Raw genomic sequence first — 22,859 nt, forward strand, 5'->3', positions numbered from 1 at the left:
GACGTGGTCAAGGCGGTCACCGGTGAGGAGATCACCCAGAACGGTCTGGGCGGCGCGGACGTGCACGCGGAGACCTCCGGCGTGTGCCACTTCGCCTACGACGACGAGGAGACCTGCATCCACGAGGTGCGCTACCTCCTCTCCCTCCTGCCGCAGAACAACCGCGAGAACCCGCCGCACGCCGCGACCGCCGACCCGGCCGACCGGCGCTGCGAGGCGCTGCTGGACCTGGTGCCGGTCGACGGCAACCGGCCGTACGACATGGCCAAGGTGATCGAGGAGATCGTCGACGACGGCGAGTACCTGGAGGTCCACGAGCGCTGGGCGCGCAATGTGATCTGCGCGCTGGCCCGGCTGGACGGCCAGGTCGTCGGCATCGTCGCCAACCAGCCGCAGAGCCTGGCCGGTGTGCTGGACATCGAGTCGTCGGAGAAGGCGGCGCGGTTCGTGACGATGTGCGACGCCTTCAACATCCCGATCATGACTCTGGTGGACGTGCCCGGCTTCCTGCCCGGCGTCGGCCAGGAGCACGACGGCATCATCCGGCGCGGTGCGAAGCTGCTGTTCGCCTACTGCAACGCGAGCGTGCCGAGGATCTCGCTGATCCTGCGCAAGGCGTACGGCGGCGCGTACATCGTCATGGACTCGCAGGCGATCGGTGCGGACGTGACCTACGCCTGGCCGACCAACGAGATCGCCGTCATGGGCGCCGAGGGTGCCGCGAACGTCATCTTCCGGCGGCAGATCGCCGCGGCCGAGGACTCCGAGGCGATGCGGCGTCAGATGGTCGAGGAGTACAAGGCCGAGCTGATGCACCCGTACTACGCGGCGGAGCGCGGTCTGGTCGACGACGTCATCGACCCGGCCGAGACCCGGCAGGTGCTGATCAGGTCACTGGCGATGCTGCACGCCAAGCACGCCGACCTGCCCTCCCGCAAGCACGGCAACCCCCCGCAGTAGCCGACCCCGCAGTAACCGTCCCACAAAGACACCGCACCGTCCGGTTCTCCTCAAGAAGGGGACCGGACGGTACTTTTTTTCGTCGGGAATGTGGCAGAGTTGAGGCTTCGCAGGGGGTCCACGGGAGGGCTCCCAGCCAATTTGCCGGGCCGACGCTGACCTAAAGCCGCGCGACCGGTATGATATTGGCCGACCGTTCGTGCTGTTCTTGGCTGTACTTGTCGTAGGGAGACGGCGTTGGACATCGACGTACTGGGGGCCCTGGCGGTGCGGGAGGGCGGAGTGCCGGTCACTCCCACCGCGCCGAAACAGCGTCAGATGCTGGCCCTGCTCGCGCTCAACGCCGATCACGCCGTGCCCGTCACGGACCTGGTCGAGGAGCTGTGGGAGGGGCGGCCGCCGCGCAGCGCCCGTACGACCCTGCAGACCTACGTCCTGCACCTGCGCGACCACATCGCCCGGGCACTCGCCCTCGCCGCCGACGAGCCGGGGGCGCGGGACAGGCTCCCGCGCGGCGCCAAGGACGTCCTCGTGACCCTGCCCGGTGCCTATCTGCTCGCCGCCGGCGGCGGCAGCAGCGATGTGCGCCGGTTCGAGAACCTCGCGGGCAAGGGCTACCGGGCCATGGACGCGGCCTCCTACGCCGAAGCATCCGCCCGGCTGACCGAGGCGCTGAACCTGTGGACCGGGCCGGCGTTCGCCGACATCCAGCAGGGCACGCTGCTGGCGCGCGAGGCCAAGCGGCTGGAGGAGAGTCGGCTGTGCGCGCTCGACCAGCGGATCGAGGCCGACCTGCACCTCGGCCGGCACCGCGAACTGCTCGCCGAGCTCATCGTTCTGACCAGCCGCTACCGCACCCACGAGAACCTGCACGCGCAGTTCATGCTGGCCCTCGCCCGCTCCGGCCGGCGCAGCGAGTCCCTGCACGTCTACCGGCAGCTGCGCACCACGCTCGTACGGGAGCTGGGGCTGGAGCCGTCGCCCCGGCTGCAGCGGCTGCAGCACTCCATCCAGGTCTCGGCCGCCGAGGTACCGGGAGAGGCGGCCCTGGCGGCGAGCTGATTCACCTCCCTCGCAGGAGCGAGTCGGCGGCCCGTGGATCACCCCGGACGGCGATGCGGTCGCGGTGAACCAGCCTGCACAATGCGCAGACGGCCACCCGGGAACCGACCTTGGAGACGCCACCATGACTGCTGCCTCGCCCCCGCCGGGGCACCCCGCCCCGCAGATGCCGGCCGCCGACGTGCTGGCCGAACTCACCGCGCTGCTGGCGGGTTTCGTGGCTGTCGAGGCCCAGGCCGTCGACGCCGAGGAGAGCTTCGCGGTGCTGGGGCTGGACTCCCTGCTGAGCGTGGGGTTCATGGGTGCGCTCAACACTCGCTTCGGCACCTCGGTGCCGCCGGACGCCCTCTACCAGTACCCGACGCCGAAAGCCCTGGCCGACCGGCTGGCCGCCGAACTCGGCGGTGCCGCATCCGACCCGGCCGTGCCCGTGTCCGCACCGGTCCCGGCCGGGGACCACGACGGCGACGTCCTCGACCGACTGCGCGGCCTGCTCGCGCGGATCCTCGGCTGCGCACCGGACGACATCGAGGCCGACGTCCCCTTCGTCCTGCTGGGCCTGGACTCCATCCTCTCCGCGCAGTTCGTGGAGGGAGTCAACCGGATCTGGGGGCTGCGCGAACCCACGGCGCTGCTCTACGACCACCCCGACCTGGCCTCGGTCGCGGCGCATGTCGCGGCCAACTCCCGTGCGGGTGGGGGTGATTCGGCGTCCGGGGACGTGGTGCCGCCGGTGCCTGCGGAGCCGTCGGTGTCGCCCTCGGTGGCCGCGTCGGCCGCATCGGGCGCTCCGGGCGCGCAGGTCGACCTGGAGGCGTTGCTGGACGCGGTCCGTGACGATCTGCTCAGCGTCGACGAGGCGGCCGCCCTGCTCGGCACCCGGCCGGCCTGAGGCGCGGAGCGCTCCGTGTCCATGGACAGCCGGGAGATACTCACACGGTTCAAGGACGGCACCCTGGAACGCCGACGGGCGCTGGAGCTGCTGGCGGGCGCATCGGACGCACTGGAGGCACCGGTCGCTCCCGACGTGCCACATGTGCTTTCCGTGCCGTCGGTCGCGCCGGCCGTCCGGCCCGAGCCCCTCGCCTCCGCCGACCCTCCCGCCGACTCCCCGAGCGCCGGATGGTGTGCCGTCGTGGGACTGCAAGGGCGCTGGCCGGGGGCCGACGGTCCGGACGCCTTCTGGGAGGCGGAACTGCGCGCCCGTGGTGCGGCCGTGCGGGAGAGCGTCCCGGGAGGCGCGGAGGCCGTCGGCCCCGACCCGTTCGGGACGGACCCCGGTGAAGCGGCGCGCATGGACTCCCGTGAGCGGCTCCTGCTGTCCGGCGCCCGGCAGGTCCTGGAGGCCGCCGGGTACGCCGGTGCCCGCCTCGACGCGCTGACCGGCCCGGACGGCGAGCGCCGCAGCGTCGGGGTGTTCGCGGTCGGCGGCGCCGCCCGCCTCTCGCGCATCCTGGATCTGCGCGGCCCCAGCCAGGACATCGACACCGGGCCCTCCTCGTTCCTCACCGCCCTGCACCTGGCCCTCGGCGCGCTGCGCGCCGGCGAGTGCGCGGCGGCCCTCGTCGCGGGCACCGAGCCGGGCGCCGGTGGCACGACCGCCGGTGGTACGAGCGCCGTACTGCTGAAGCCGCGCGCCGCCGCGCGCGCCGCCGGTGACGTCGTGCACGCCGTCGTACCGGCCAGCGCGGTGGGGCATCCGGGGCGCGGTGCGCACCCCGCGCTGCGCGACCGGCTGCGGCGCCGGGCCCTGCGGGCCGCCGGGACACCGGCCGCGCAGGTGCAGGTCGAGGAGGACGGGTACGGCGCCGGGGCCGGGGGAGCGGGACAGGCGGCGGCGACCGCGCTGACCCGTGCCGTCCTCCAACTGCGCCATGCCACCCTGCTTCCGGGGCCGGGCAGGCCGCGGCCCGCCGTCTGGGAGGCCGGGCGCGCTCCCGAGGGGGGAACACTGCCGCGCACGGTCCTGGTCGGCGTGCACGCGCCGGACGCCCAGCACGCGGTCGTGGTGCTACGTGAGCCGGACCCGGATCCGGACCCGTCGCCCGTGGCGCGGGCACCGGGGGAGGACGACGGCGGGCCGCACCTCGTACTGCTGTCGGCGGCCACGCCCGGGCACCTCGCCGCCACCGCCGAACGGCTCGCCGCCTGGCTCACCGACCGTGAACGCGTCACCGGCCCCCGCGCGCCCGCCCTGCCCGCCGTGGCCCGTGAACTGAGGCTGGGACGGGCTGCGCTGGAGTGCCGTCTGGCGCTGGTGGCGTACGACACCTCCCAACTCGCCACCGCGCTGGCCGCGTTCGCGGCACGGAGCGGCTCCGAGGACTTGCCGGACGGACCGCCGGTGCACAGCGCGGATCTGCGGGACCCGCCCGCCGAACCGCTGCTGCTCGCCGGACTTCCCGAGACCCGCGCCTATGTCGACGCCCTGTGGGAGGGCCGGCGCTTCGAGCAGCTGATCCGGCTGTGGCTGGCCGGTGTCGACGTGCTGGGCGCGGGCCGCGCCCACCTTGCGGGGCCGGTGACGGAACTGCCCCCGAGCGCGGCATGGCCCCGAGGAGCGCAGACGTGACGGCTGCCGCACAGGAGGCGGACACGGCCGAGGTCACCCTCTGGCTGTGTCCCAACGACGGGCTCAGCCCCGAGATCGCCCGGCTGCTCGCCGAGCACTGGCTGGACGCCCAGGAGCGGCGCACCGCGGGGAAGTTCCTCTTCGAGCGCGACCGTCTCCAGTATCTGATCGCGCACACCCTCGTACGGCGCGCCCTGGCGCTGGAGGCGGGGCTGGCCGAGGCGGAGCTGGTCATCTGGCGCTCGGCACGGGGGCGGCCCTTCCTGCGGCCCACCTCCGATCTGGCCTCGCGCGGCGGGCGGGTGCTCGACTTCAACCTCTCCCACGCGGGCGGCTACAACTTCCTGGGCATCGTGCGCCAGGCCCGTATCGGCGTGGACGTCGAGCGGATCGCGGAACGCGACGAGAACGCCATCGCCACCATCGTGAACGCCATCTCGCCGCAGGAGCGCGACTGGGTGCGGGAGGCCGACCCCGGGCCCGAGCGGGACCGGCGCGCGCTGCGGGTGTGGGTGCTGAAGGAGGCGTACTCCAAGGCGCGCGGCCTTGGCCTCGGCATCCCGTTCGACAGCTTCGTCTTCACCCTGGACGACGAGGGCGGAGTACGCGCCTTCACACCGCCCGCCGACGACACCGGACGCCCCTGGCGGTTCCTCGAACTGGAGCCGGTGCCCGGGGTGCTGGTCGCCGTGGCCGTGCCCGCGGACGGGAACGAGGAGGCGGTCGTCCACCTCAACCGCGGCTTCCCCTGGAGCCGGTCGGCGCCGCAGAGGTTCCTGCTGCCCGAGCCCGTGGGAGGAGACACGTACGCCGCTGCCGCGTAACGGGCCGGTTTCCGGAAGGACGCCAGGAAAGAGCGTGACGTTCTTCGGCGCCCGTCTTCCGTGTGCACTTCATCGCTATTTCGATGTCTGTCGCAGGGGCTTGTGCGGAAATTCTCAAGTTATTGACCCGGAGTGTTGATCGAAATTCTGGAAGACCTTGCCGGCGCTCGACGGAATGTTGAATTCCGCACGTCCTGGCCGGTCTGACGAGCAAGTATGTGACACTCGCACAGTTGCTCTTGAAAGGGCCTGATCGAAAGCGCAATACCGCCCATGGGACTTCGCTTGAGAACCGCTAGAGGAATTGACTGGAAGAAGGGGAATGCCGCTAGCTTGCCTTGAAGTGGAGGCACAATTCTGGCCACTGGAAGGAAAGAGACAAGGAACTCGACGAGTACGGAGGAGACCGTGAGGATTCAGGTTCTGGGTCCGTTGAGTGCCGAGGTCGACGGGGGATCCATCGTTCCGTCCGCGAGCAAGCCGCGGCAGATTCTGGCACTGCTTGCCCTCTATCCGGGCCGTGTGATGCCCGTACCCACGCTCATGGAGGAGATCTGGTCGACCCGGCCGCCGCAGAGCGCGCTGACCACCCTGCAGACCTACATCCTCCAGCTGCGCAGGCGCCTGGGCACCGCGATGGGGCCCGGCGCGCCCGGACGCGCCAAGGAAGTCCTTGCCACCCGGCACGGTGGCTATCTGCTGCAGATCCCCGAGGAATCGGTGGACGTGCACGACTACGAGCGCCTGATCCGCGAGGGACAGTCGGCCTTCGACGTGGGCGACAGCGAGGTCTCCGCCGCCCGCTTCGGGGCCGCGCTGAACCTGTGGCGGGGCCCGGCACTCGTGGACGTGCGGGTCGGACCGATCCTCGACATCGAGGTACGGCGGCTGCAGGAGAGCCGGCTGGTGACCGTGGAACGGCGCATCGACGCCGAGCTCAGGCTCGGTCGGCACTCCGAACTGATCGCCGAGCTCACCGAACTGACCGCCCGCCACCCCCAGCACGAGGGCCTGCACTCCCAGGTCATGGTGGCGCTGTACCGGTCGGGGCGGCAGGCGTCGGCACTGGAGGTCTACCGCAGGCTGCGGATGCGGCTGATCGACGAGCTCGGGGTCGAGCCCTCGCCCCAACTGCAGCGGCTGCACCAGGCCATGCTGGCCGTCGACCCGCAGCTGGACGTCCTGGCCGGCCCCCGGCACACCTCCACGTTCGACCTGTTCGCGGCGTGAGCCCCGGCTGCGGAGAGGGGAGTTCGCCGTGCGCATCCTGAGACAGCTGGACAGCCCCCTGGACGGACTGCTGCGGCGGGCCGCCGCCCGCGCCGGCGGCCGGCCGGCCGTCACCGCCCAGGGGGGCACCACCGAGGGGGGTACCGCCGAGGGGCACACCACGACCTTCGAGGCGCTCGACCGGGAGGCCGACCGCGTCGCCCACTGGATCGACGGCGCCCTGCGGCGGGCGGACTCCGCCGTCGTGGTGGCCTGCGCCCTGGACGCCGCCTTTCCCGCGCTGTACTTCGGCGCGGTGCGCAGCGGACGGCTGCTGGCGCTGCTCGACCCGGCGGCGGGATCCGCGGCCGCCCGCGAGCTGTGCACGGCGGCCGGGGCCGAAGTCGCCTTCGTGCCCGGCCCCTTGGCCGAGCTGCTCACCGCGGAGGCGGAGGAGGGGCGGCTGCCGTCACTGCATACGATCGTTGTCACCGACGGTGACAACGATGGCGTGGCCGTGCCGCTGGCGGACGCCCTGAACGCCGTACCCGGTACGCCGTTCCGGACTCCCGTCGGTGACCTCGACGCGGTGGCCTGCGTGCAGCTCGTGCCGCATCCCGCCGCGGGGCTGCGCGAGGTGCGCCTGAGCCACCGCAATCTGCTCGCCAACGCCGCGCAGATCGCCGTGGCCCATCAGCTGGACCCCGCGAGCGTCGTGGTCAACCAGATGCCTGCCTACCATCCCGCCCTGCTCGGCGCCGCCGTGCACGCCGGGGCCGAGCAGGTGCTGGTGAGCGACACGGACCCGTGCGCGGGCATGACCGTGAGCCGCAGCCGGCAGGCCACCCACTACTACGGGCTGTCGACCCGGCTCGCCCGGCTCGCCGAGGACGAGCGGCTCGCCGACCACCGCACGGCCCTGCCCGGCGGCCGCCTGAGGGCCGTACTGTCCGCCGGCGTGGCCCTGGAACCGGTCGTCGCCCGCCGCCTCGGGGACACCCTGCGGGTGCCCGTGTTGCAGGGCTACGGCGTCGGCGGGCTCAGCGCGCTCTCCCACGTCCAGGCGCCCGGGGCACGGCCCGAACGGGGCGCGGTGGGCGTGCCGTTGCCGGGGACCGAGTGCCGGGTGGTCGACCCCGTCACCCGGGCGCCCGCGCCGGTGTGGTCCGACGGCGAGGTGGAGATCCGCGGCCCGCAGGTGCCCTCGGGCCGTGCCGACGGCTGGCTGGCCACGGGCGACGTCGGCTACCTCGACCTGGACGACCAACTGCACCTGGTGCGCCGGTCCGGCTCCCCCTTCGCCTGCGGCGACGCCGTCGTCGCGCCCGGAGTGGTCGAGCGCGTGCTGCGCCAGGACCCCCGCGTGGCGGACTGCGCCGTCGCCGACGTCCCCGATCCCGTCACCGGCTCGTCGGTGTGGGCGGGGGTCGTGCTGCGGGAGGATGTCCGGGACGCGCCGGACATCCTCGACGCCGTCGCCGAACGCGCCAACGCCCAGCTGGGACCCGGCGAGCAGATACGGCGGCTCGAAGCGGTCGAGGCGCTTCCCCGGAGGATCGGGGTGAAGCCGGTGCCGCGGATGCTGGTGCGGCAGTACCTGACGGCGGCCTGAGGGTTCCGCGGCCCTGTTCGGCGCTGTAGGGCGCGTGCAGGGCGGCGGCCTCCTCGCCGAGGCTGGGCAGAATCGTTTCTTTGACTGGTCGCGCCTACTGCTTCGGCCAGCCGATGTCGTCCTCGGACTGGTCCTGGACCGGCTCGGCGGGCTGGGGCGCGGTGACCCGTGCGGCCTCCTCGTCGCCGGGGGACACCTTCGCCGTATCGGCTGCGGAAGGCGTGCTCGCCCACGGCCTCATCATGGACCCCCTGGAAACGGAAAAGGGCAGGAACCGGCCCCCGGGCAGGAGCCGGGCAGTTCGAGAGCCTGCCGGGAACCGCTGGAGAAGTGCTCGAAGAACGTACGAGATGCGTACGAGGACTGCTGCAGGGCGGCGGCCGGGCGGTGCTGGGGCGGCGGTTGGGGCGGCGGCTGGGCCCCCGGCTCAGGGGCGGCCGGCGAAGAGGGTGAGCCGCGGGGTCCTGCGCGGAGCGGGGGCCGGGGCGGCGTCCCGCATGATCATGGTTGCGACCGCGCCTACGGCCCGCAGCCGCACGCGGCGCAGCGCGCGGCCCGCGGAATGGGGTGAGGGCATGTCCTGCTCCTTCATCGGCCTGTTTGGCAACTGTTTGCCACACAGCCTGTTCAGGCTTGCTCGAATGCACGCGGAGCGGCGCTGGACCGGGGCCGAAATTCTGGAATGCGTCTTGAATTCCGGCGGAATGCGGGGGAGTTGTCTTGACCCCTTGGGCGGCCGCTGGCGAACCTCGATTCCGGGTAATTCGAGAAGGAGGCACTGCCGTGGCCAGCAACAACAAGAACGTGCCGAACAGCGAGCCGGAGGCCGTCACCGACGCCCTCGCGGACGTGGACGTGGAGGCCGTCCTCGGCAACATCGCCCTGCAGTAGGGCGTACCGCCGCACGGCAAGGAGGGAGGGGACACCCGGCGGGGTGGCCCCTCCCTCCTTGGCTCGCCCGGCCGTTGGGCCGGCTCAGCTGCTCACGAGCGCCACGCACATCCCGCCCAGCGCCAGGGCCTGCAGGGCCACGCGGGCGTTGATGACGCTGTCCCAGGTCCGCTGGAGTCCACGGGCGTCGGGGGCGACCCGGCAGTCCAGGGCCGCGCCGGTGAGCTCCTTGTTCACCGGGGCGCTGACCTTGTTGTAGATGGCCAGCCACACCACCAGGGACACGGCCGCGACGCCCGCGGCCACGGCCGGCACCGCCTTGCCGTCGACGGCGGCCACGGCGACCGTGGCAACCGTCGCCACCAGCCCGAACACGCCCGGTACCGGCATGCGCTGGTCGCCGAAGCGGTGGGTCTGGCCCATGGCGCTGGTGAGCACCACGTCGTCGACGTGGGCCATGGCGGGCCGCTGCACCAGGGCGGAGAAGACGTCGGTCCCGTAGACCACCGCGTTGGCCATGGTGGCTATCACGGCCAGCGTTTGCAGGAGCGCTTCCATCACACACAACCACCTTTGTGGGTCTGCCGGTTGGCATGTGGTCCTGAGCCACACGGATATGTCGATGCTAGATACTCTTTCGAGACTATATTGGTCGCCGCTCCGAATGCTAGCGTTGACAACAACATTGTTCCGTCGGGGACTTCGCACCGGACCTGCGCCCGGACAGAGCCACGAGGAGACCAAGAGATGGCCATAGGACGTGCCCGTCGCATACTCATCGCCGGCGGAGGGATCGGCGGCCTGGCCGCGGCCCTCGCACTGCAGCAGAGGGGGTTCGAGACCGTCGTGTTCGAGCGCGCCGAGTCGCTGCGCGACGGCGGCGCGGGCCTGCACATCTGGAGCAACGGCGTCCTCGCGCTGGACTACCTGGGCGTGGCCGAGCAGGTCCTGCGGGTCGCGCCCGTCCAGCAGGTCGCGCACTTCAGCACCTGGCGCGGCGAAGTGCTGGGCGCCTGGCCGGTCGGTGACTTCATCGAGCGGTACGGGGCACCCACCATCGCCGTCGAGCGGTCCGAGCTGCACGGTGTGCTGCGCGACGCCCTGCAGGGCTCGCCGCTGCGCACCGGCGCCCACGTCGTGTCCTTCGACCAGGACGCGGACGGGGTGACGGTGCACTTCGCCGACGGCGGCAGCGAGCGCGGCGACCTGCTGATCGGCGCCGACGGCATCCACGGTGCCGTGCGCGACTGCCTGTTCGGGCCCGCCCGCAACCGCTTCAGCGGCTACATCGCCTGGCGTGGCCGGGCGCCGATGGAGCACGCCGACATCCCGCCCGGCACCTTCAACGCGATCTTCGGACCGGGCACCCGGTTCACGTACTACGACGTCGCGCCCGGCCTGGTGCACTGGATGAGCGTCGCCAACGGGGCACCCGGCGGGCGCGACAAGCCCGGTACGGCGCGGGCGATGCTGCTGCGCCGGCACGAGGGGTGGGCCGGGCCGGTGGCCGACATCCTGCGGGCCACGCCGGAGGAGTGGATCCTGCGCGGCGACGTCGAGGGCCGCAAGCCCGAGCGCGAGTGGGGCCGGGGGCGGGTCACGCTGCTCGGCGACGCCGCGCACCCGATCACCTTCAACATCGGGCAGGGCGCCTGCCAGGCGCTGGAGGACTCCCTGGTGCTCGCCGAGTACCTCGACCAGCCGGGCGACCCGGTCGCGGCGCTGCGCCGGTACGAGGCCGAGCGGCGGACGCGGACCGCTCCGCTGCAGAAGATCGCCTGGCGGATCGGGAAGATGGGCGCGGTGGAGAACTCGCTGCTGATCAGGATGCGGGAGTCCTTCATGCGCAAGAACTGGAACACGAAGGCCTTCCAGGCGGCTGAGCAGGGGCAGGTCGCGTATGGGATGCGGTGGGCCAAGCGGGATGCCTCCCGGCGGGCTGCGACTCCGACCACTGGGGACTGACGCCCGCTTCGTGGGATTCTCTCCGGCTCGCGGCGGGGCGACTGAGATCACCGTTGTCGGGCAGTCGCCGGCCGGGGAGCGATCCGACGGCCCCCTGGGGTAGCGCGGACCGTGTTCAGATGGCGCGGGTGCTTTGTAGGTGATCTTCTTAGGAACCTGAGTGCGGTGAGCCGTTCGGCGAGGCTTCCGTCCCGGCAGTAGGGCTCGGGGTACGTGCCGTTGTCCTCCCGCCGACGCGGGGGTGTTCCGCTCCCAGTGTCGCGGAGATAGCCCGGGCGGTGGGGATGAGCAGCCGCGCGTCCGTGCACTACCAGCTGGGGGAACTGGTGGTGAAGGGCGCCATCATCCGCGAGCCCGGCCGCCCGCGCGGCATCCGGCTCACACGGTGACGACGGCTGCGTCGCGTCAGCTCCGCCGTGCTGCACCGTCCGGCCAGACGACGTCGACCGACAGGCCGGCGTCGCGGGCTTCGAGGACGGTGTCCGCAGTGCCGCCGCCCTTACCGGACGGGGGCTCGCCGTTCCAGACCGCGACGAGACGGTCCGCACGCCGGAGGAGTGTGCGGTTTGCGTCCTCGTACGCCGAGCGGTTCGCGGTCTCGTGCTCCAGCCGTTGCTCCGCCCGCTCCCGGGCCCGCACCGCCTGCCCGCTCTCCCCGAGCTTGCGCAACTGCTTGTCGCTGACGGCACGGTCCGGGGTCGTGGAACAGGCCGAGACGGCGAACAGGACGATCACCGCCAACGATCCCCACACGGTCTTCGAGCCGGCGGCACGCCGCGCGAAGGCCCTCATGCTTGTCCGCCTCTCATGAACAGTTGCCTCTCCATCGTCGTACGCCCGGCCCGACCGTCACTGTCCACCAGGACGGCCGGGCCGGGCATGAGTACCCGTACTCGGACGGCTACAGGCTCAGGCCTGCCATCGTGCGCTCGAGAGTGTTCGCGTACAGGCGCGCGCCCCCGATCTTCGGGTGGAACGACTGGGCCGACAGGCCGTACTGATCGCCACCTGGATCAGCAACATCTACAACAGCCGCCGACTACACAGCGTGTGCGGGTTCAAGAGCCCGATCGACTACGAGAACGAGTACTGGGCCGGCCTCACCGTGGGACTGGCTGCATAGGAAGGACTCCACACTTCGAGGGGATTGACACGCGCCAGACCTCGAACTTCGTGTCCACCCGCTCCCCGTGCATCTCCAGGTACGCGACGGCCGGGCCGTAGCCGGGCATCCTCCGTCACGCCAGAGGGAGAGTCCTTTCCAGCCACGGGTACGAACTGCACGACGAGTCCGATTCAGAACGAGGTCTGCGTCCGACAGGCGACCCCGTCCAACCCGCGGCGCAGCGCCTCAAGGCGGTTCACGGGTGCTCCGGAAAATCTGGTCCTGAGCGTGAACCAGGCTGCCCCCGGTCCACCGTCTCCACTCCGATCGACGGATCCAGCGCCTCCCAGACCCTGTGCTCCGGTGGGAAGTTCAGGGCCACCAGGGTGTTGACCAGCATGCCTCGGGACATGAACCAGGACGTGTCGTCGGGGTCGGTGCCCAGGGCCAGGTGGACCTCCTGCCACAGGCTCTGCCAGCCGGCCCGGACCGTCTCGCCGAACTCGTGGTCGCCCGCGGCCTCCGCGCCCGCCACCGCCGCGTACACCTGCATCTGCATCAGGAGGCGTTCCGGCTCCTTCACGATGACCCGGGTGTAGGCGATGGCCATCGCGTGCCGCGCCTCCTCGCCCACCAGGCCCTCGGCCGCCCCCGTCAGCAGCCGTGCGGTCTCGGTCACGCAGCGTGTCGCCGCGGCGAGGAACAGCGCGCGCTTGCCGGGGAACAGCCGGAAGAGGTACGGCTGCGAGACTCCCGCGCGCCGCGCGATGTCCTGCGTCGAGGTGCCGTCGTATCCGCGGTGGGCGAATTCGATCATCGCCGCGCCGACCACGGCCGTCCGCCTCTCCTGCGCGCTCATCCTCGGCATGGCAACACGCTCGGGTGTGCCCGCCCGCCGCGTCAAGGAAAACCGGCCGAATCCGTTTTCGAGACACATTCAAGGAATGCGCCAGAGCGGGGTGCGAGATTCACGGGGTCGAGAACCGCTCGTCGACGGCTCGATGACCCACGCCGCCACAATTCAGTGAGGTAGGAACGGGGATGAGCGACAACCAATTCACGATGTTTCCCGGACAGGGATCGCAACGCGCCGGCATGGCAGAGCACCTGCTGCGCGAGCATCCCCGCACGGCGGGACGCGTGCTGGAGCGGGCGGAGGAGGCGACCGGCCTGCCGCTGACCGAACTGTGCAGCACGGCGGCGGAGTCGGAGCTGGAGCCCACCGAGATCGCCCAGCCCGCCATCGTCGCCACCAGCCTCGCCGTGTACCAGGTGCTGCACCAGGAGACGGGCTTCGTCCCGGGTGCGGCCGCGGGGCACAGCCTCGGCGAGTACACGGCCCTGGTCGTCGCCGGTGTCCTCGACGCCGACGACGCGCTGCGTCTGGTGCGCCGCCGGGGTGAGCTCATGGCCGGTGTCTCGCGCCGGGTTTCGGGGGCGATGGCCGCGATCATCGGCCTCGCGCCCGCGAAGATCGAGGAGATCTGCGCGGCCACCGCCGCATCCGGCGTGGTGGAGGTGGCCAACTACAACGAGGCGGGCCAGACGGTCATCTCCGGCCAGAGCGCCGCGGTCGACGAGGCCGTACGGCTGGCGAACGGGGCCGGCGCCGAGCGCACCGTGCCGCTGAAGGTCTCCGCGCCCTTCCACTGCTCGCTGATGCAGGTCATCGAGGACGAGTTCGCCGCGGAGCTGGAGCGGGTCGAGTTCGGTGCCCCCCGGCTGCCGGTGTTCAGCTCGGTGACCGGTGCCCTGGTGCGCGACGGCGCGCACGCCCGCGATCTGCTGCGGCGTCAGCTGGCCGGTCCCGTGCGCTGGGTGGACGTGCTGGACGCCGCCGCCTCCTACGGGGTCGACGGCTACCTCGAGGTCGGCCCGGGCCGGGTGCTCAGCGGCTTCGCCAAGCGGACCGTGCCCGACGCCCAGGTGCGCAGTACCAACGACGCGCGCCGCATCACCACGCTCCTGCGCGACCTGCGCCAGGACGCGGCCGCCTCCGCGGTCGCCGCGTAACCGGCCGCGGCCGTCGGCGCACCGGACGCCGGCCCCGGTCCCTTCCCTGTCCGCTCCGGCTCCCGACCTCCCGACCTCCCGACCATCCGCGTGGCGGGGGCGCTTTGAGCCCCCGGCGCGTACTCACCACCCGAAAGGCAGCCAACGGTGTCCGAAACCCTGATTCCCACGTCGACCGACTACCTGTCCGCGGTGCAGGCGGCCGTCGCCGACGCCCTCGGCATCGACGAGTCCGAGGCCGTTCCCGAGGCGACCCTGCTGGGCGAGCTCGGCGCGGAGTCGATCGACCTGCTCGACATCCTCTTCCGCCTGGAGCGCGCCACCAAGGTGAAGATCACCGTCTCCGACATCGCCGACCTGCTCCAGGGCGGCATCCCGGACGAGGAGTTCGGCGACGAGAACGAGGTCGTCAACGACCGCGGCCTGACGCACCTGGAGAGCGTCCTGCCGCAGTTCGACCGCAGCCAGCTCGACGAGCCGCTGACGGCCGAGGGCGTGCTGGGCCTGTTCACCGTCCAGAACCTCACCGACCTCCTGACCGAGCGGGCCAAGGCCGCCGCGTCCGCCTGAGCGGCGCCCATGTCCTTCGCGGCCGGTGTCCGGGTCAATGGCGCCCCGGACACCGGCCGTGGGGCCCGGGCCCTGTCGTCAAACCCCCGCCTGCCCCACGACGCCATGCACGCTCCCCCAAGCTCTTCGAGCAGGGGGACCCCCATGACGCCGCAAGGCCCGCCCTTCGGGCGGACGACGGGAGTTTGACGACAGGCCCCGGCACCACCCGCCCCGCCCTGCCCCGGGCCCGTCCCGTCGGCAGCCAGGCCGCCCACCTCGTAGCAGAAACGGGAAGAGAGAGATGAAGCTGAAGGACCGTACCGCCTTGGTCACCGGCGCCTCCCGCGGCATCGGCCGGGCCATCGCCCTGGCCCTGGCCGAACAGGGGGCGGCCGTCGCAGTGAACTACCGCTCGCGCCAGGAGGAGGCGCTGGCCGTGGTCAAGGAGATCGAAGCGGCGGGCGGCCGGGCCGTCGCGGTCGGGGCCGACGTCTCCGACCCCCAGGAGGCCAGGCGCCTGGTCGACGAGGCCACCGCCGGGCTGGGCTCGCTGAACATCCTGGTCAACAACGCCGGCATCAGCGACGACGGGCTGATCTACGACTCGGCGCCCGACGCCTGGTGGAACGTCATGAAGGTCAACTTCGGCGGCGCGTACCACACCACGCACGCCGTCATGGACCAGTTCATGGCGCAGGGCGAGGCGTCCATCGTCAACATCTCCTCCGCCATGGGCGAGAGCGGCTGGATCGGCCAGTCCAACTACTCGGCCTCCAAGGGCGCGCTGAACTCCTTCACCCGCTGCGCCGCGATCGAACTCGCCCGCTTCGGGGTCCGGGTCAACGCGGTGCTGGCCGGCTTCACGCCGACCGAACTGGTCGAGGAGGTCTTCCAGCGCGACGGCGGCAAGAGCATCAAGCGGCAGATCCCGCTGCGCCGGTTCGCCACGGTCGAGCAGGTGGCGGCGGCCGCCGTGTTCCTCGCCGGACCCGACTCCGCCTACACCACCGGCGAACTGCTCACCGTCGACGGCGGCTTCACCGCCCAGCTCGGCATCGGGCGCCCGTAGGGCGGCGGGGGACGGGAGACGGGACGACGATGCGATTCCATCTGATCGACAGGATCGAGACACTCACCCCGCGCGAGACCATCACCGCGCGCAAGGTCACCTCGGTCGACGAGACGTACTGGCAGGCCACCCCGAACGGGCCGGCGCTGCCCTTCGGCCTCGCACTGGAGGCCCTGTGCCAGGCGGCGACCTGGCTGATCATGATCAGCACCGACCACCGGCTGCGTGCGGCGCTGCTCGCGGTCGGCGAGGCCACCGCCCACCGGGACGTGGCCCCCGGAGAAGTGCTTCAGATGCACGCCACGATCGAGTCGATGACCGACGAGGCCGCCATCCTGGACGGCACCGTCACGGTCGACGGCGAGAGCGTCCTGGAGGCCACCGGCATCCTGTGCGCGCTCATCGACGCCGAGCGGCTCGACGACCCTGACAACACCAGGCGCATGGCGCACCAGCTGCAGGGCGGAGGGCCGGTGGGATGAAACGTGTAGTGATCACCGCGGTGGGAGCGGTCACCCCGCTCGGCAACGACGCCGAGACGACCTGGGAGGGCCTGGCCACCGGACGCAACGGGGTGGGTCGGCTGACCACCTTCGACGCCGAAGGGTTCCCGGTGCGCATCGCCGCACAGGTCAAGGACTTCGATGCGGCCAAAGCCATCCCGAAGCACATCGGGCGCAAACACCTCTCGCGCGTGGGCCAGTTCGGCGTCGCGGCCGCCTGGGAGGCGGTGCGCAAGGCCGGGCTCGACACCCTCTCCGAGGAGGTGTACGGCGCCGACGAGCGCGGTGTCGCCATGGGCGCCAGCGTCGGCCGGCCCGAACTGCAGGTGCTGCTGGACATCGGCCATCTGCGCGCCAGTACCGGCAACCCGGACGCGTTCATCTGCCGTCCGCCGGCCGTGACGCTGACCGACGACCAGAACGTGCCGCTCGCCGCCATGACCCGGATGATCGGCGGCACCGGCCCGATGCTGGGCATCAGCACCGCCTGCTCCGGCTCCGGGCACGCCATCGGCGAGGCCTTCCGGGCCATCCAGGAGGGCGACGCCAAGGTGATGGTCGCCGGTGGGTACGACTCCCTGACCACCTGGCTCGACCTGCTCGGCTTCAGCCTCCTGGGCGCCCTGACCGACCAGCACAACGACGACCCCGAGCGCGCCTCGCGGCCCTTCGACGCGGACCGCAGCGGCTTCGTGATCGGCGAGGGCGCCGTCGCCCTCGTACTGGAGGAGCGGGAGGCCGCCGTCGAGCGCGGCGCCGAGATCCTCGCCGAGGTCCTCGGCTACGGCTCCACGCTCAACGCCTATCGCATCACCGACTCGCCGCCCGACGGCTCCGGCGCGATCCAGGCGATGGAGGGGGCCCTGCTGGACGCCGGCCTCGGCACCGGCGACATCGACTACGTGGTCGCGCACGGCACCAGCACCCACGGCAACGACCAGTCCGAGACGGTCGCCATCAAGAAGGTATTCGGCGCCGACACCCAGAAGGTGGTGGTCAGCGCCCCCAAGTCCATGGCCGGGCACCTGACTTCGGCGAGCCTGGGCCTCGGTGTGCTGGCCGCGATCGGCGCCATGCGGCACTCGCTGGTGCCGCCCACCGTCAACCTGGAGCGCACCGCTCCCGGTCTCGACCTCGACTACGTGCCGCACACCGCGCGCAAGATGCCGGTGGGCGCGGCCCTGATCAACGCGTTCGCCTTCGGCGGCAGCAACACCAGCATCGTCATCGGTGCGCCGCGGGAGGACGCATGAGTACGACCCGGACGGCCGGTACGAGCGCCGTGGCCCCCGCCTTCGACCGGATCGTGGAACTCGAACCGGGCCGCCGGGCCGTGGCCGTGCGCAACATCCCCCACACCCTCCCGTACTTCGACCACCACTTCCCGCGCTTCCCGATCCTTCCCGGGGTGCTGCTCCTGGAGAGCATGGCCGCCCTGGCGAAGGCCGCCGTCGGGGGCGAGCGGGCCTGGCGCCTGGCATCCGTCCGGGGCGTGCGCTTCAAGCACTTCGTCGGCCCCGGGGACCAGGTGCACATCACCGCCGAGGTGACGGGAGGCACCCAGCAGACGACCGAGGTACGGGCCACCGCCCGGGTCGGGGACCGGGTGGTCGCCACCGCTCGCTCCCTGGCGCTGGTGAGCGCCGACGAGCCCTGGGAGGGCACAGCATGAGCCACGACAGGCGACGCGTGATGGTGACCGGCATCGGCCTGATGACCGCGATCGGCCAGGGCGCCGCACCGACCTGGGAGAACCTGCTGGAGGGCCGCATCGGCATCGGCCCGCTGCAGTCCTACGACCCGACGCCGCTGAACACCCGCATCGGCGCCGAGATCCACGACTTCGACCCGAACCAGTGGGCGAAGCGGCGCACCCTGCGCATGCTGTGCCGCGGGGACCAACTGGCCCTGGCCGCGGCCATCCTGGCGTTGCGCGACGCGGGCCTGGAGGACGCGGGCGACCTCGGTCACCGCACGGGCCTGTTCCTGGGCAGCAACAAGGAAATGCCCCGCATGGACGAGCTGATCTCCCAGCTCCAGTCCGTGCGCTCCCCGGACGGCACCCCGGACCTGCACAAGCTGGGCCAGACCGCTTCCTCGGTGATCGCCCCGCTGTTCTTCGTCGAGGGTCTGCAGCCCGCGGCCGGCTTCCACATCTCCGAGAAGTTCGGCATCCGCGGCGCCAACGCCTACTTCGCCGGCACCGCCGACTCCGGCGCGATGGCGGTCGGCCGGGCCATGCGCACGGTGCGCCGGGGCGAGGCCGACGTGGTCGTGGCCGGCGGCTACGACGACGCCACCGGCTGGTGGGCGATGTCCAAGATGGACGGGATCGGCGTGCTCAGCGACCGTACCGACCTGGGCAAGGAGGCCTTCCGGCCGTTCGACCGCGACCGCAGCGGCTCCGTCTTCGGCGAGGGCGCGGCCTTCCTCATCCTGGAGGAGCGCGAGCACGCCCTGGCCCGCGGTGCCCGCTGCTACGCCGAGGTCACCGGCTTCGGCTCCGGCAACGACTGCGTCCGCCCGCCCAGCCCGCAGCCCCGCGCCCGCGGCCTGTCCCGGGCGATCACCCGCGCGCTCGGCGACGCGGGCGGCTCCTTCCCCGACGGCAGCTACATCGCCGCGCACGGCTGCGCCACCCGACAGGGCGACGCCAGCGAGACCATCGCCCTGCACGACGCGCTCGGTACGGCCGCCAAGGCCGCGCAGATCAGCAGCGTCAAGCCGCAGACCGGGCATCTGGTCGGCGGAGCCGGGGCGCTGAACGCCGCCGTGGCCGCGCTGACCCTCGACTCCGGTGTCGTACCCGCCACCCAGAACCTCCACAACCCCGCCGAGGAGTGCGACCTGGACTACGTCCCGCTCACCCCGCGCGAGACCCGGCCCGGCCATGCGCTGGCCGTCGCCCGTGGCCTGGAGGGCCAGGCGGTGGCCATCGCCCTGGAGCGGACCTCATGACGGACATATCCGAGGACACATCCGAAAGGAGCGCGGACATGAGCCACGGCGAGCACGGCAACATCTCGCCGGATCGCGGCGCTCGGTCCCGGCGGGTCGTGGTCTGCGGTGTGGGCGCGGTGACCGCCCACGGCGACGGCGCCACGGCACTGTGGGAGGGCATACGGTCGGGCGAGGCGGCCATCACCCCGGTGCGCGGAATGCCCATGGAGGGCTGCGCCACCGAGATCGGCGGCGAAGTCCGTACCGAACGCCGCCCCACCTACGACTACCTGGCCTCCTTCGGCGGCCGCGAACGCGAACCGGCCGTGGACTTCGCTTTGCTGGCGGCCGAGGAGGCACTGAGCCAGGCGGGCCTGACCGAGGTGCCCGCGGAGCGCTGGGGCGTGGCCCTCGGCTCCTGCATGGGCGGTCTGCGCAGCGCCGAGAAACTGGCCCGGCGCGGTGCCGACGGCGTCTCGCCCGAGGACGACGGCCGGCACAATCTGCTGGTCCCGCCGCAGTCCATCGCCGAGGCGGTGAGCAGCGCCTTCGGGCTCAAGGGCCCGTCGCTGTCGGTGAACACCGCCTGCGCCTCCGGCGCCCACGCCATCGCCCACGCCAGCGAGTCCATCAGCGCGGGCCGTGTCGACGCCATGCTCGTGGGCGGCAGCGACGCGTTCACGGAGACGGCGTTCGCCGGGTTCACCAGCCTGCAGTCGCTGTCCACCAAGCCCGCCGCGCCCTACTCCAGGGACCGCGACGGCCTCTCGCTCGGCGAGGGCGCCGGCATGCTGGTCCTCGCCGAGGAGTCGGTGGCCCGCGCCGCGGGCGCGCCGATCCTCGCCGAGGTCCTCGGCTACGGCCTGTCCGCCGACGGCTACCACGCCACCGCCCCGCACCCCAAGGGCGAGGGCGCGGCCCGTGCCATCCGCGCGGCGCTGGAGTCGGCCGGCATCGACCCCGAGGACGTGGCCTACATCAACGGCCATGGCACCGGCACGCCGAAGAACGACTCGGCCGAGAGCAACGCGGTGCGCTCCGCGCTCGGCGAGGCCGCCGAGAACACCGCGCTGAGCAGCTCCAAGTCCATGATCGGGCATCTGCTCGGGGCGGCCGGCGCGGTCGAGGCCATCGTCACCGTGCAGGCGCTGGTCGAGCAGATCGCGCCGCCCACCGCCAACTTCACCGAGGTGGACCCCAAGTGCGGCCTGGACGCGGTGCCCACCGCGCGGCCGCTGGCCATGCACACGGCGCTGTCGAACAACTTCGCCTTCGCCGGCGCCAACGCGTGCGTCGCCTTCGGCCGTCCCGGCCACGAGCGCACCCCCGCTCAGGCGCCGGCCGACTCCGCCGACGACAAGGTCGTGATCACCGGGTATGCGGCGGTCACCTCGGCCGGCGAGGGCGCCGAGGCGCTGTGGCAGGCCTGGCGCGACGGACGGGTCCTGGGCGCCGAGGAGGACGGACTGCACGTCGCCCGTGCCGACTTCGACCCGAAGGCGATCCCGCCGCGCGAGCGGCGCCGCATGGACCGGCTCGGCCAGCTCGCCGTGGCCACCTGCCGCGGCGCGCTGGAGCACGCCGGGATCACCGCCGACGAGCGGGTCGGCGTGGTCCTCGGCACCGGACTCGGCCCGATGCGCAGCATCGAGGAGTTCCTGCTGCCGGTCCTGGCCGGCTGCCCCGACCACGGCAGCCCGGCGATCTTCCCGAACACCGTCTTCAACGCCGCCGCCGGGCAGGTCGCCATGAACGTCGGCGCCAAGGGCCCGACGTCGACCGTCACCACCGGGCACGCGGCCGGGGCCTCCGCCCTGACCGTCGCCCACGACCTGCTGGTGCAGCACCGGGCGGAGGCCGTGCTGGTGCCCGCCGTGGAGGACCTCTCGCCGGGGGTGCTGGAGGCCTACCGCAGACTGCCGCTGTTCGACGACACCGACTACACCCTCGCCGAGGCCGGCATCACCCTCGTCCTGGAACGCGAGTCGACCGCGCGGGCCCGCGGGGCGCGCATCCTGGCCGAGTTCGCCGGGCACGGCACCGCCTCCGACGCCCAGGGCGTCGGCCGCTGGGACCCGCAGGGCCAGGGAGTGGAGCGGGCCATGCGCCAGGCCCTCGACCACGCCGGGGTCAGCGCCGGGGAACTGACCGGGATCTGGGCCAACGCGGCCGGCCTGAAGCGGGCCGACGCCCCCGAGGCGCTGGCCACCGACCGGCTGTCCACCCGGGCCACCGTGCACACCCCCAAGCGGATCGTCGGCGAACCCATCGGCGCGGGCGCCCAGTTGGCCGCCCTGCTCGCGGTCACCGGCTGGGAGCACGGCGTCGACGAAGGGCCCCAGCTCATCAACAGCTCCTCGCTCGGCGGCACCCACATCAGCCTCGTCCTGCGTCCCGCTACGGAGAAGTGACATGCCCTCCAGCACCGACCGCCATGTGTCGATCCTCGCCACCGGTGCCCATCTGCCGGGCGAGCCGCTCGACAACGACGCCCTGGCCCGGGTGACCGGGCCGCTGCCCGACGACGTCCTGGAGGGCATCCAGGTCCAGCGCCGGCACTGGATGGTGGACCCGGACACCGGTGAACACCGCATCAGCACCTCGCAGATGGCCACCGCGGCGGCCCGCCAGGCCCTGGAGCGGGCGGGTGTCGAGGCCGACGAGATCGATCTGATCGTGGTGTCGACGGCCAGCCCCGACTATCTGCTGCCGGTCGCCGGCACCTACGTCCAGGAGCAGCTGGGCCTGGAGAGCGTCGCGGTGATCGAGGTCCGGGCCGGCTGCGTCGGCGCCGTCCAGGCCCTGGACATCGCGCGCCGCCAGCTCGCCGACGGCACGTACAGGACGGCGCTGGTGATCGGTGTGGAGGCCGTCTCCCCGCTGCTCGCCCCCGTCTTCCTGGGCCTGGACCCGCACCGCGTGCGGATGCGTGACCGGCTCACCGTCTACACCTTCGGCGACGGCGCCGGCGCGGTGGTGCTGCGCGCCGGCGAGGAGGGCTCCGCGCACGAGGGCAGCAAGCAGGTCTTCGCCACCGCCTCCATGGGCGGCAAGCGCAAGCCCGGCATGCTCATCGTCGGCGGCGGCACCGATGTCCCGCTGGCCGAACAGCAGCGCCGCAAGCGGCTGATGGACATCAAGCTCGACATCCCCGGCACCGCCACGTTCGGCCCCCGGGTCTTCGTGCGCGGCATCCACGACATGCTGGAGCGCTCCGGGCTCGCCCTCGCGGACATCGACGCGTGCGTGCTGCCCGAGGGCAACGCCGAGTACTTCGCCAGCGAGTACGGCACCGCCGGGCTGTCCGAGGAGGACCAGGCCACCCTCTCCAAGAACATCGTCGAGAACCTGACCGACGTGGGCGCCACCGGCTCCGCCGCGGTGCCGCTCGCGCTGGACGCCGGCTGGACCGAGGGCCGTATCCGCCCCGGTCACAAGGTGCTGCTGCTCGCCATCGAGGCCAGCCGCTACCTGTACGCGGGGCTCACCCTCACCTGGGAAGCGCCGTTCCCCGGGAAGTGACGGCCCGTCGCGTCCCGTAGACCGTCACATCCCGAACACCCTTCGAGCATTAAGGACGGA

23 protein-coding genes and 1 pseudogene are annotated in these 22,859 nt (G+C 72.3%); 19 read left to right on the forward strand and 5 right to left on the reverse strand.

All coding sequences use genetic code 11. The annotated features are described in order from the left end of the window. From ACZ4EG_RS41630 to ACZ4EG_RS41660, 7 genes are all read left to right on the forward strand, one after another. Positions 1-960, forward strand: a 960-nt coding sequence (locus tag ACZ4EG_RS41630; RefSeq protein ID WP_467794332.1) for an acyl-CoA carboxylase subunit beta, incomplete at its 5' end; no start/stop codon positions are given. Between the two features lie 237 nt (positions 961-1,197). Further along, a complete protein-coding gene (locus ACZ4EG_RS41635) occupies positions 1,198-2,022 on the forward strand; it encodes an AfsR/SARP family transcriptional regulator (protein ID WP_467794333.1) in 825 nt (274 codons plus the stop codon). A 124-nt stretch (positions 2,023-2,146) separates the two neighbouring features. Beyond that, positions 2,147-2,914, forward strand: a complete 768-nt coding sequence (locus ACZ4EG_RS41640; RefSeq protein ID WP_467794334.1) for a phosphopantetheine-binding protein — start codon at positions 2,147-2,149, stop codon at positions 2,912-2,914. A 21-nt stretch (positions 2,915-2,935) separates the two neighbouring features. Continuing rightward, positions 2,936-4,594 (forward strand): beta-ketoacyl synthase N-terminal-like domain-containing protein, encoded by a 1,659-nt coding sequence (locus ACZ4EG_RS41645; protein ID WP_467794381.1) that lies wholly within the window; start codon positions 2,936-2,938, stop codon positions 4,592-4,594. Then, positions 4,591-5,418: a 4'-phosphopantetheinyl transferase family protein gene (locus ACZ4EG_RS41650; protein ID WP_453560263.1), complete on the forward strand. Its 828-nt coding sequence runs from the start codon at positions 4,591-4,593 to the stop codon at positions 5,416-5,418. Before ACZ4EG_RS41645 ends, ACZ4EG_RS41650 begins: the two co-directional genes overlap by 4 nt. Before the next feature lie 408 nt (positions 5,419-5,826). Next, a complete protein-coding gene (locus tag ACZ4EG_RS41655) occupies positions 5,827-6,648 on the forward strand; it encodes an AfsR/SARP family transcriptional regulator (RefSeq protein WP_453560266.1) in 822 nt (273 codons plus the stop codon). A gap of 28 nt (positions 6,649-6,676) precedes the next feature. Further along, positions 6,677-8,239 (forward strand): class I adenylate-forming enzyme family protein, encoded by a 1,563-nt coding sequence (locus ACZ4EG_RS41660; protein WP_467794335.1) that lies wholly within the window; start codon positions 6,677-6,679, stop codon positions 8,237-8,239. Between the two features lie 94 nt (positions 8,240-8,333). On the opposite strand, the gene ACZ4EG_RS41665 is transcribed toward ACZ4EG_RS41660, so the two are convergent. The 3 genes from ACZ4EG_RS41665 to ACZ4EG_RS41675 form a co-directional block, all read right to left on the reverse strand. Beyond that, positions 8,334-8,483 carry a hypothetical protein gene (locus ACZ4EG_RS41665; RefSeq protein ID WP_467794336.1) on the reverse strand — a complete coding sequence of 50 codons (150 nt, stop codon included), beginning with the start codon at positions 8,481-8,483 and terminating at the stop codon, positions 8,334-8,336. A gap of 183 nt (positions 8,484-8,666) precedes the next feature. Then, complete coding sequence (locus ACZ4EG_RS41670; protein ID WP_453560273.1) at positions 8,667-8,816, reverse strand: hypothetical protein; 150 nt, start codon at positions 8,814-8,816, stop codon at positions 8,667-8,669. Positions 8,817-9,214: 398 nt separating this feature from the next. Beyond that, on the reverse strand, positions 9,215-9,688 hold the full coding sequence (locus ACZ4EG_RS41675) for a DUF1772 domain-containing protein (RefSeq protein ID WP_390712934.1): 474 nt from the start codon (positions 9,686-9,688) through the stop codon (positions 9,215-9,217). A gap of 189 nt (positions 9,689-9,877) precedes the next feature. On the opposite strand from ACZ4EG_RS41675, the gene ACZ4EG_RS41680 reads away from it, so the two are divergent. Both ACZ4EG_RS41680 and ACZ4EG_RS41685 read left to right on the forward strand, forming a co-directional pair. Continuing rightward, on the forward strand, positions 9,878-11,095 hold the full coding sequence (locus ACZ4EG_RS41680) for an FAD-dependent monooxygenase (RefSeq protein ID WP_467794337.1): 1,218 nt from the start codon (positions 9,878-9,880) through the stop codon (positions 11,093-11,095). Between the two features lie 260 nt (positions 11,096-11,355). Further along, positions 11,356-11,484: pseudogene (locus ACZ4EG_RS41685) on the forward strand (LexA family protein); the annotation flags it as partial. A 16-nt stretch (positions 11,485-11,500) separates the two neighbouring features. On the opposite strand, the gene ACZ4EG_RS41690 reads toward ACZ4EG_RS41685, so the two are convergent. Then, complete coding sequence (locus ACZ4EG_RS41690) at positions 11,501-11,887, reverse strand: hypothetical protein (RefSeq protein ID WP_467794338.1); 387 nt, start codon at positions 11,885-11,887, stop codon at positions 11,501-11,503. Between the two features lie 178 nt (positions 11,888-12,065). Between ACZ4EG_RS41690 and ACZ4EG_RS41695 the strand changes: the two genes are divergently transcribed. Further along, positions 12,066-12,218, forward strand: a complete 153-nt coding sequence (locus ACZ4EG_RS41695; RefSeq protein ID WP_467794339.1) for a hypothetical protein — start codon at positions 12,066-12,068, stop codon at positions 12,216-12,218. A 238-nt stretch (positions 12,219-12,456) separates the two neighbouring features. Here the strand turns inward: ACZ4EG_RS41695 and ACZ4EG_RS41700 are convergent, their stop codons facing one another. Beyond that, the gene (locus ACZ4EG_RS41700) at positions 12,457-13,068 is read right to left on the reverse strand and encodes a TetR/AcrR family transcriptional regulator (protein ID WP_467794340.1); all 612 of its coding nucleotides are present in this window, start codon (positions 13,066-13,068) and stop codon (positions 12,457-12,459) included. Between the two features lie 194 nt (positions 13,069-13,262). Between ACZ4EG_RS41700 and fabD the strand changes: the two genes are divergently transcribed. From fabD to ACZ4EG_RS41745, 9 genes are all read left to right on the forward strand, one after another. Continuing rightward, the gene (gene fabD, locus ACZ4EG_RS41705; RefSeq protein WP_453560412.1) at positions 13,263-14,213 is read left to right on the forward strand and encodes an ACP S-malonyltransferase; all 951 of its coding nucleotides are present in this window, start codon (positions 13,263-13,265) and stop codon (positions 14,211-14,213) included. Between the two features lie 147 nt (positions 14,214-14,360). After that, the gene (locus ACZ4EG_RS41710) at positions 14,361-14,783 is read left to right on the forward strand and encodes an acyl carrier protein (RefSeq protein WP_316762619.1); all 423 of its coding nucleotides are present in this window, start codon (positions 14,361-14,363) and stop codon (positions 14,781-14,783) included. Positions 14,784-15,066: 283 nt separating this feature from the next. Further along, positions 15,067-15,834, forward strand: a complete 768-nt coding sequence (locus ACZ4EG_RS41715; RefSeq protein WP_467794341.1) for an SDR family NAD(P)-dependent oxidoreductase — start codon at positions 15,067-15,069, stop codon at positions 15,832-15,834. 29 nt (positions 15,835-15,863) lie between these two features. Beyond that, entirely contained in the window at positions 15,864-16,316 is a 453-nt protein-coding gene (locus ACZ4EG_RS41720; RefSeq protein WP_263217268.1) for a hotdog family protein, read from the forward strand. Further along, positions 16,313-17,590, forward strand: coding sequence for a beta-ketoacyl-[acyl-carrier-protein] synthase family protein (locus ACZ4EG_RS41725; RefSeq protein WP_453560287.1), 1,278 nt, complete (start codon positions 16,313-16,315; stop codon positions 17,588-17,590). Before ACZ4EG_RS41720 ends, ACZ4EG_RS41725 begins: the two co-directional genes overlap by 4 nt. Then, positions 17,587-18,009 carry a 3-hydroxyacyl-ACP dehydratase FabZ family protein gene (locus ACZ4EG_RS41730; RefSeq protein ID WP_453560289.1) on the forward strand — a complete coding sequence of 141 codons (423 nt, stop codon included), beginning with the start codon at positions 17,587-17,589 and terminating at the stop codon, positions 18,007-18,009. The genes ACZ4EG_RS41725 and ACZ4EG_RS41730 overlap by 4 nt, the downstream gene beginning before the upstream one ends. Beyond that, the gene (locus tag ACZ4EG_RS41735; RefSeq protein WP_453560291.1) at positions 18,006-19,295 is read left to right on the forward strand and encodes a beta-ketoacyl-[acyl-carrier-protein] synthase family protein; all 1,290 of its coding nucleotides are present in this window, start codon (positions 18,006-18,008) and stop codon (positions 19,293-19,295) included. The genes ACZ4EG_RS41730 and ACZ4EG_RS41735 overlap by 4 nt, the downstream gene beginning before the upstream one ends. Positions 19,296-19,333: 38 nt before the next feature. Next, the gene (locus ACZ4EG_RS41740) at positions 19,334-21,688 is read left to right on the forward strand and encodes a beta-ketoacyl synthase N-terminal-like domain-containing protein (protein ID WP_467794342.1); all 2,355 of its coding nucleotides are present in this window, start codon (positions 19,334-19,336) and stop codon (positions 21,686-21,688) included. 1 nt (position 21,689) lies between these two features. After that, positions 21,690-22,799 (forward strand): 3-oxoacyl-ACP synthase III family protein, encoded by a 1,110-nt coding sequence (locus tag ACZ4EG_RS41745; protein ID WP_467794343.1) that lies wholly within the window; start codon positions 21,690-21,692, stop codon positions 22,797-22,799. The last annotated feature ends 60 nt before the right edge of the window (positions 22,800-22,859 follow it).

It is taken from the genome of Streptomyces sp. NPDC025638 (assembly GCF_055558775.1).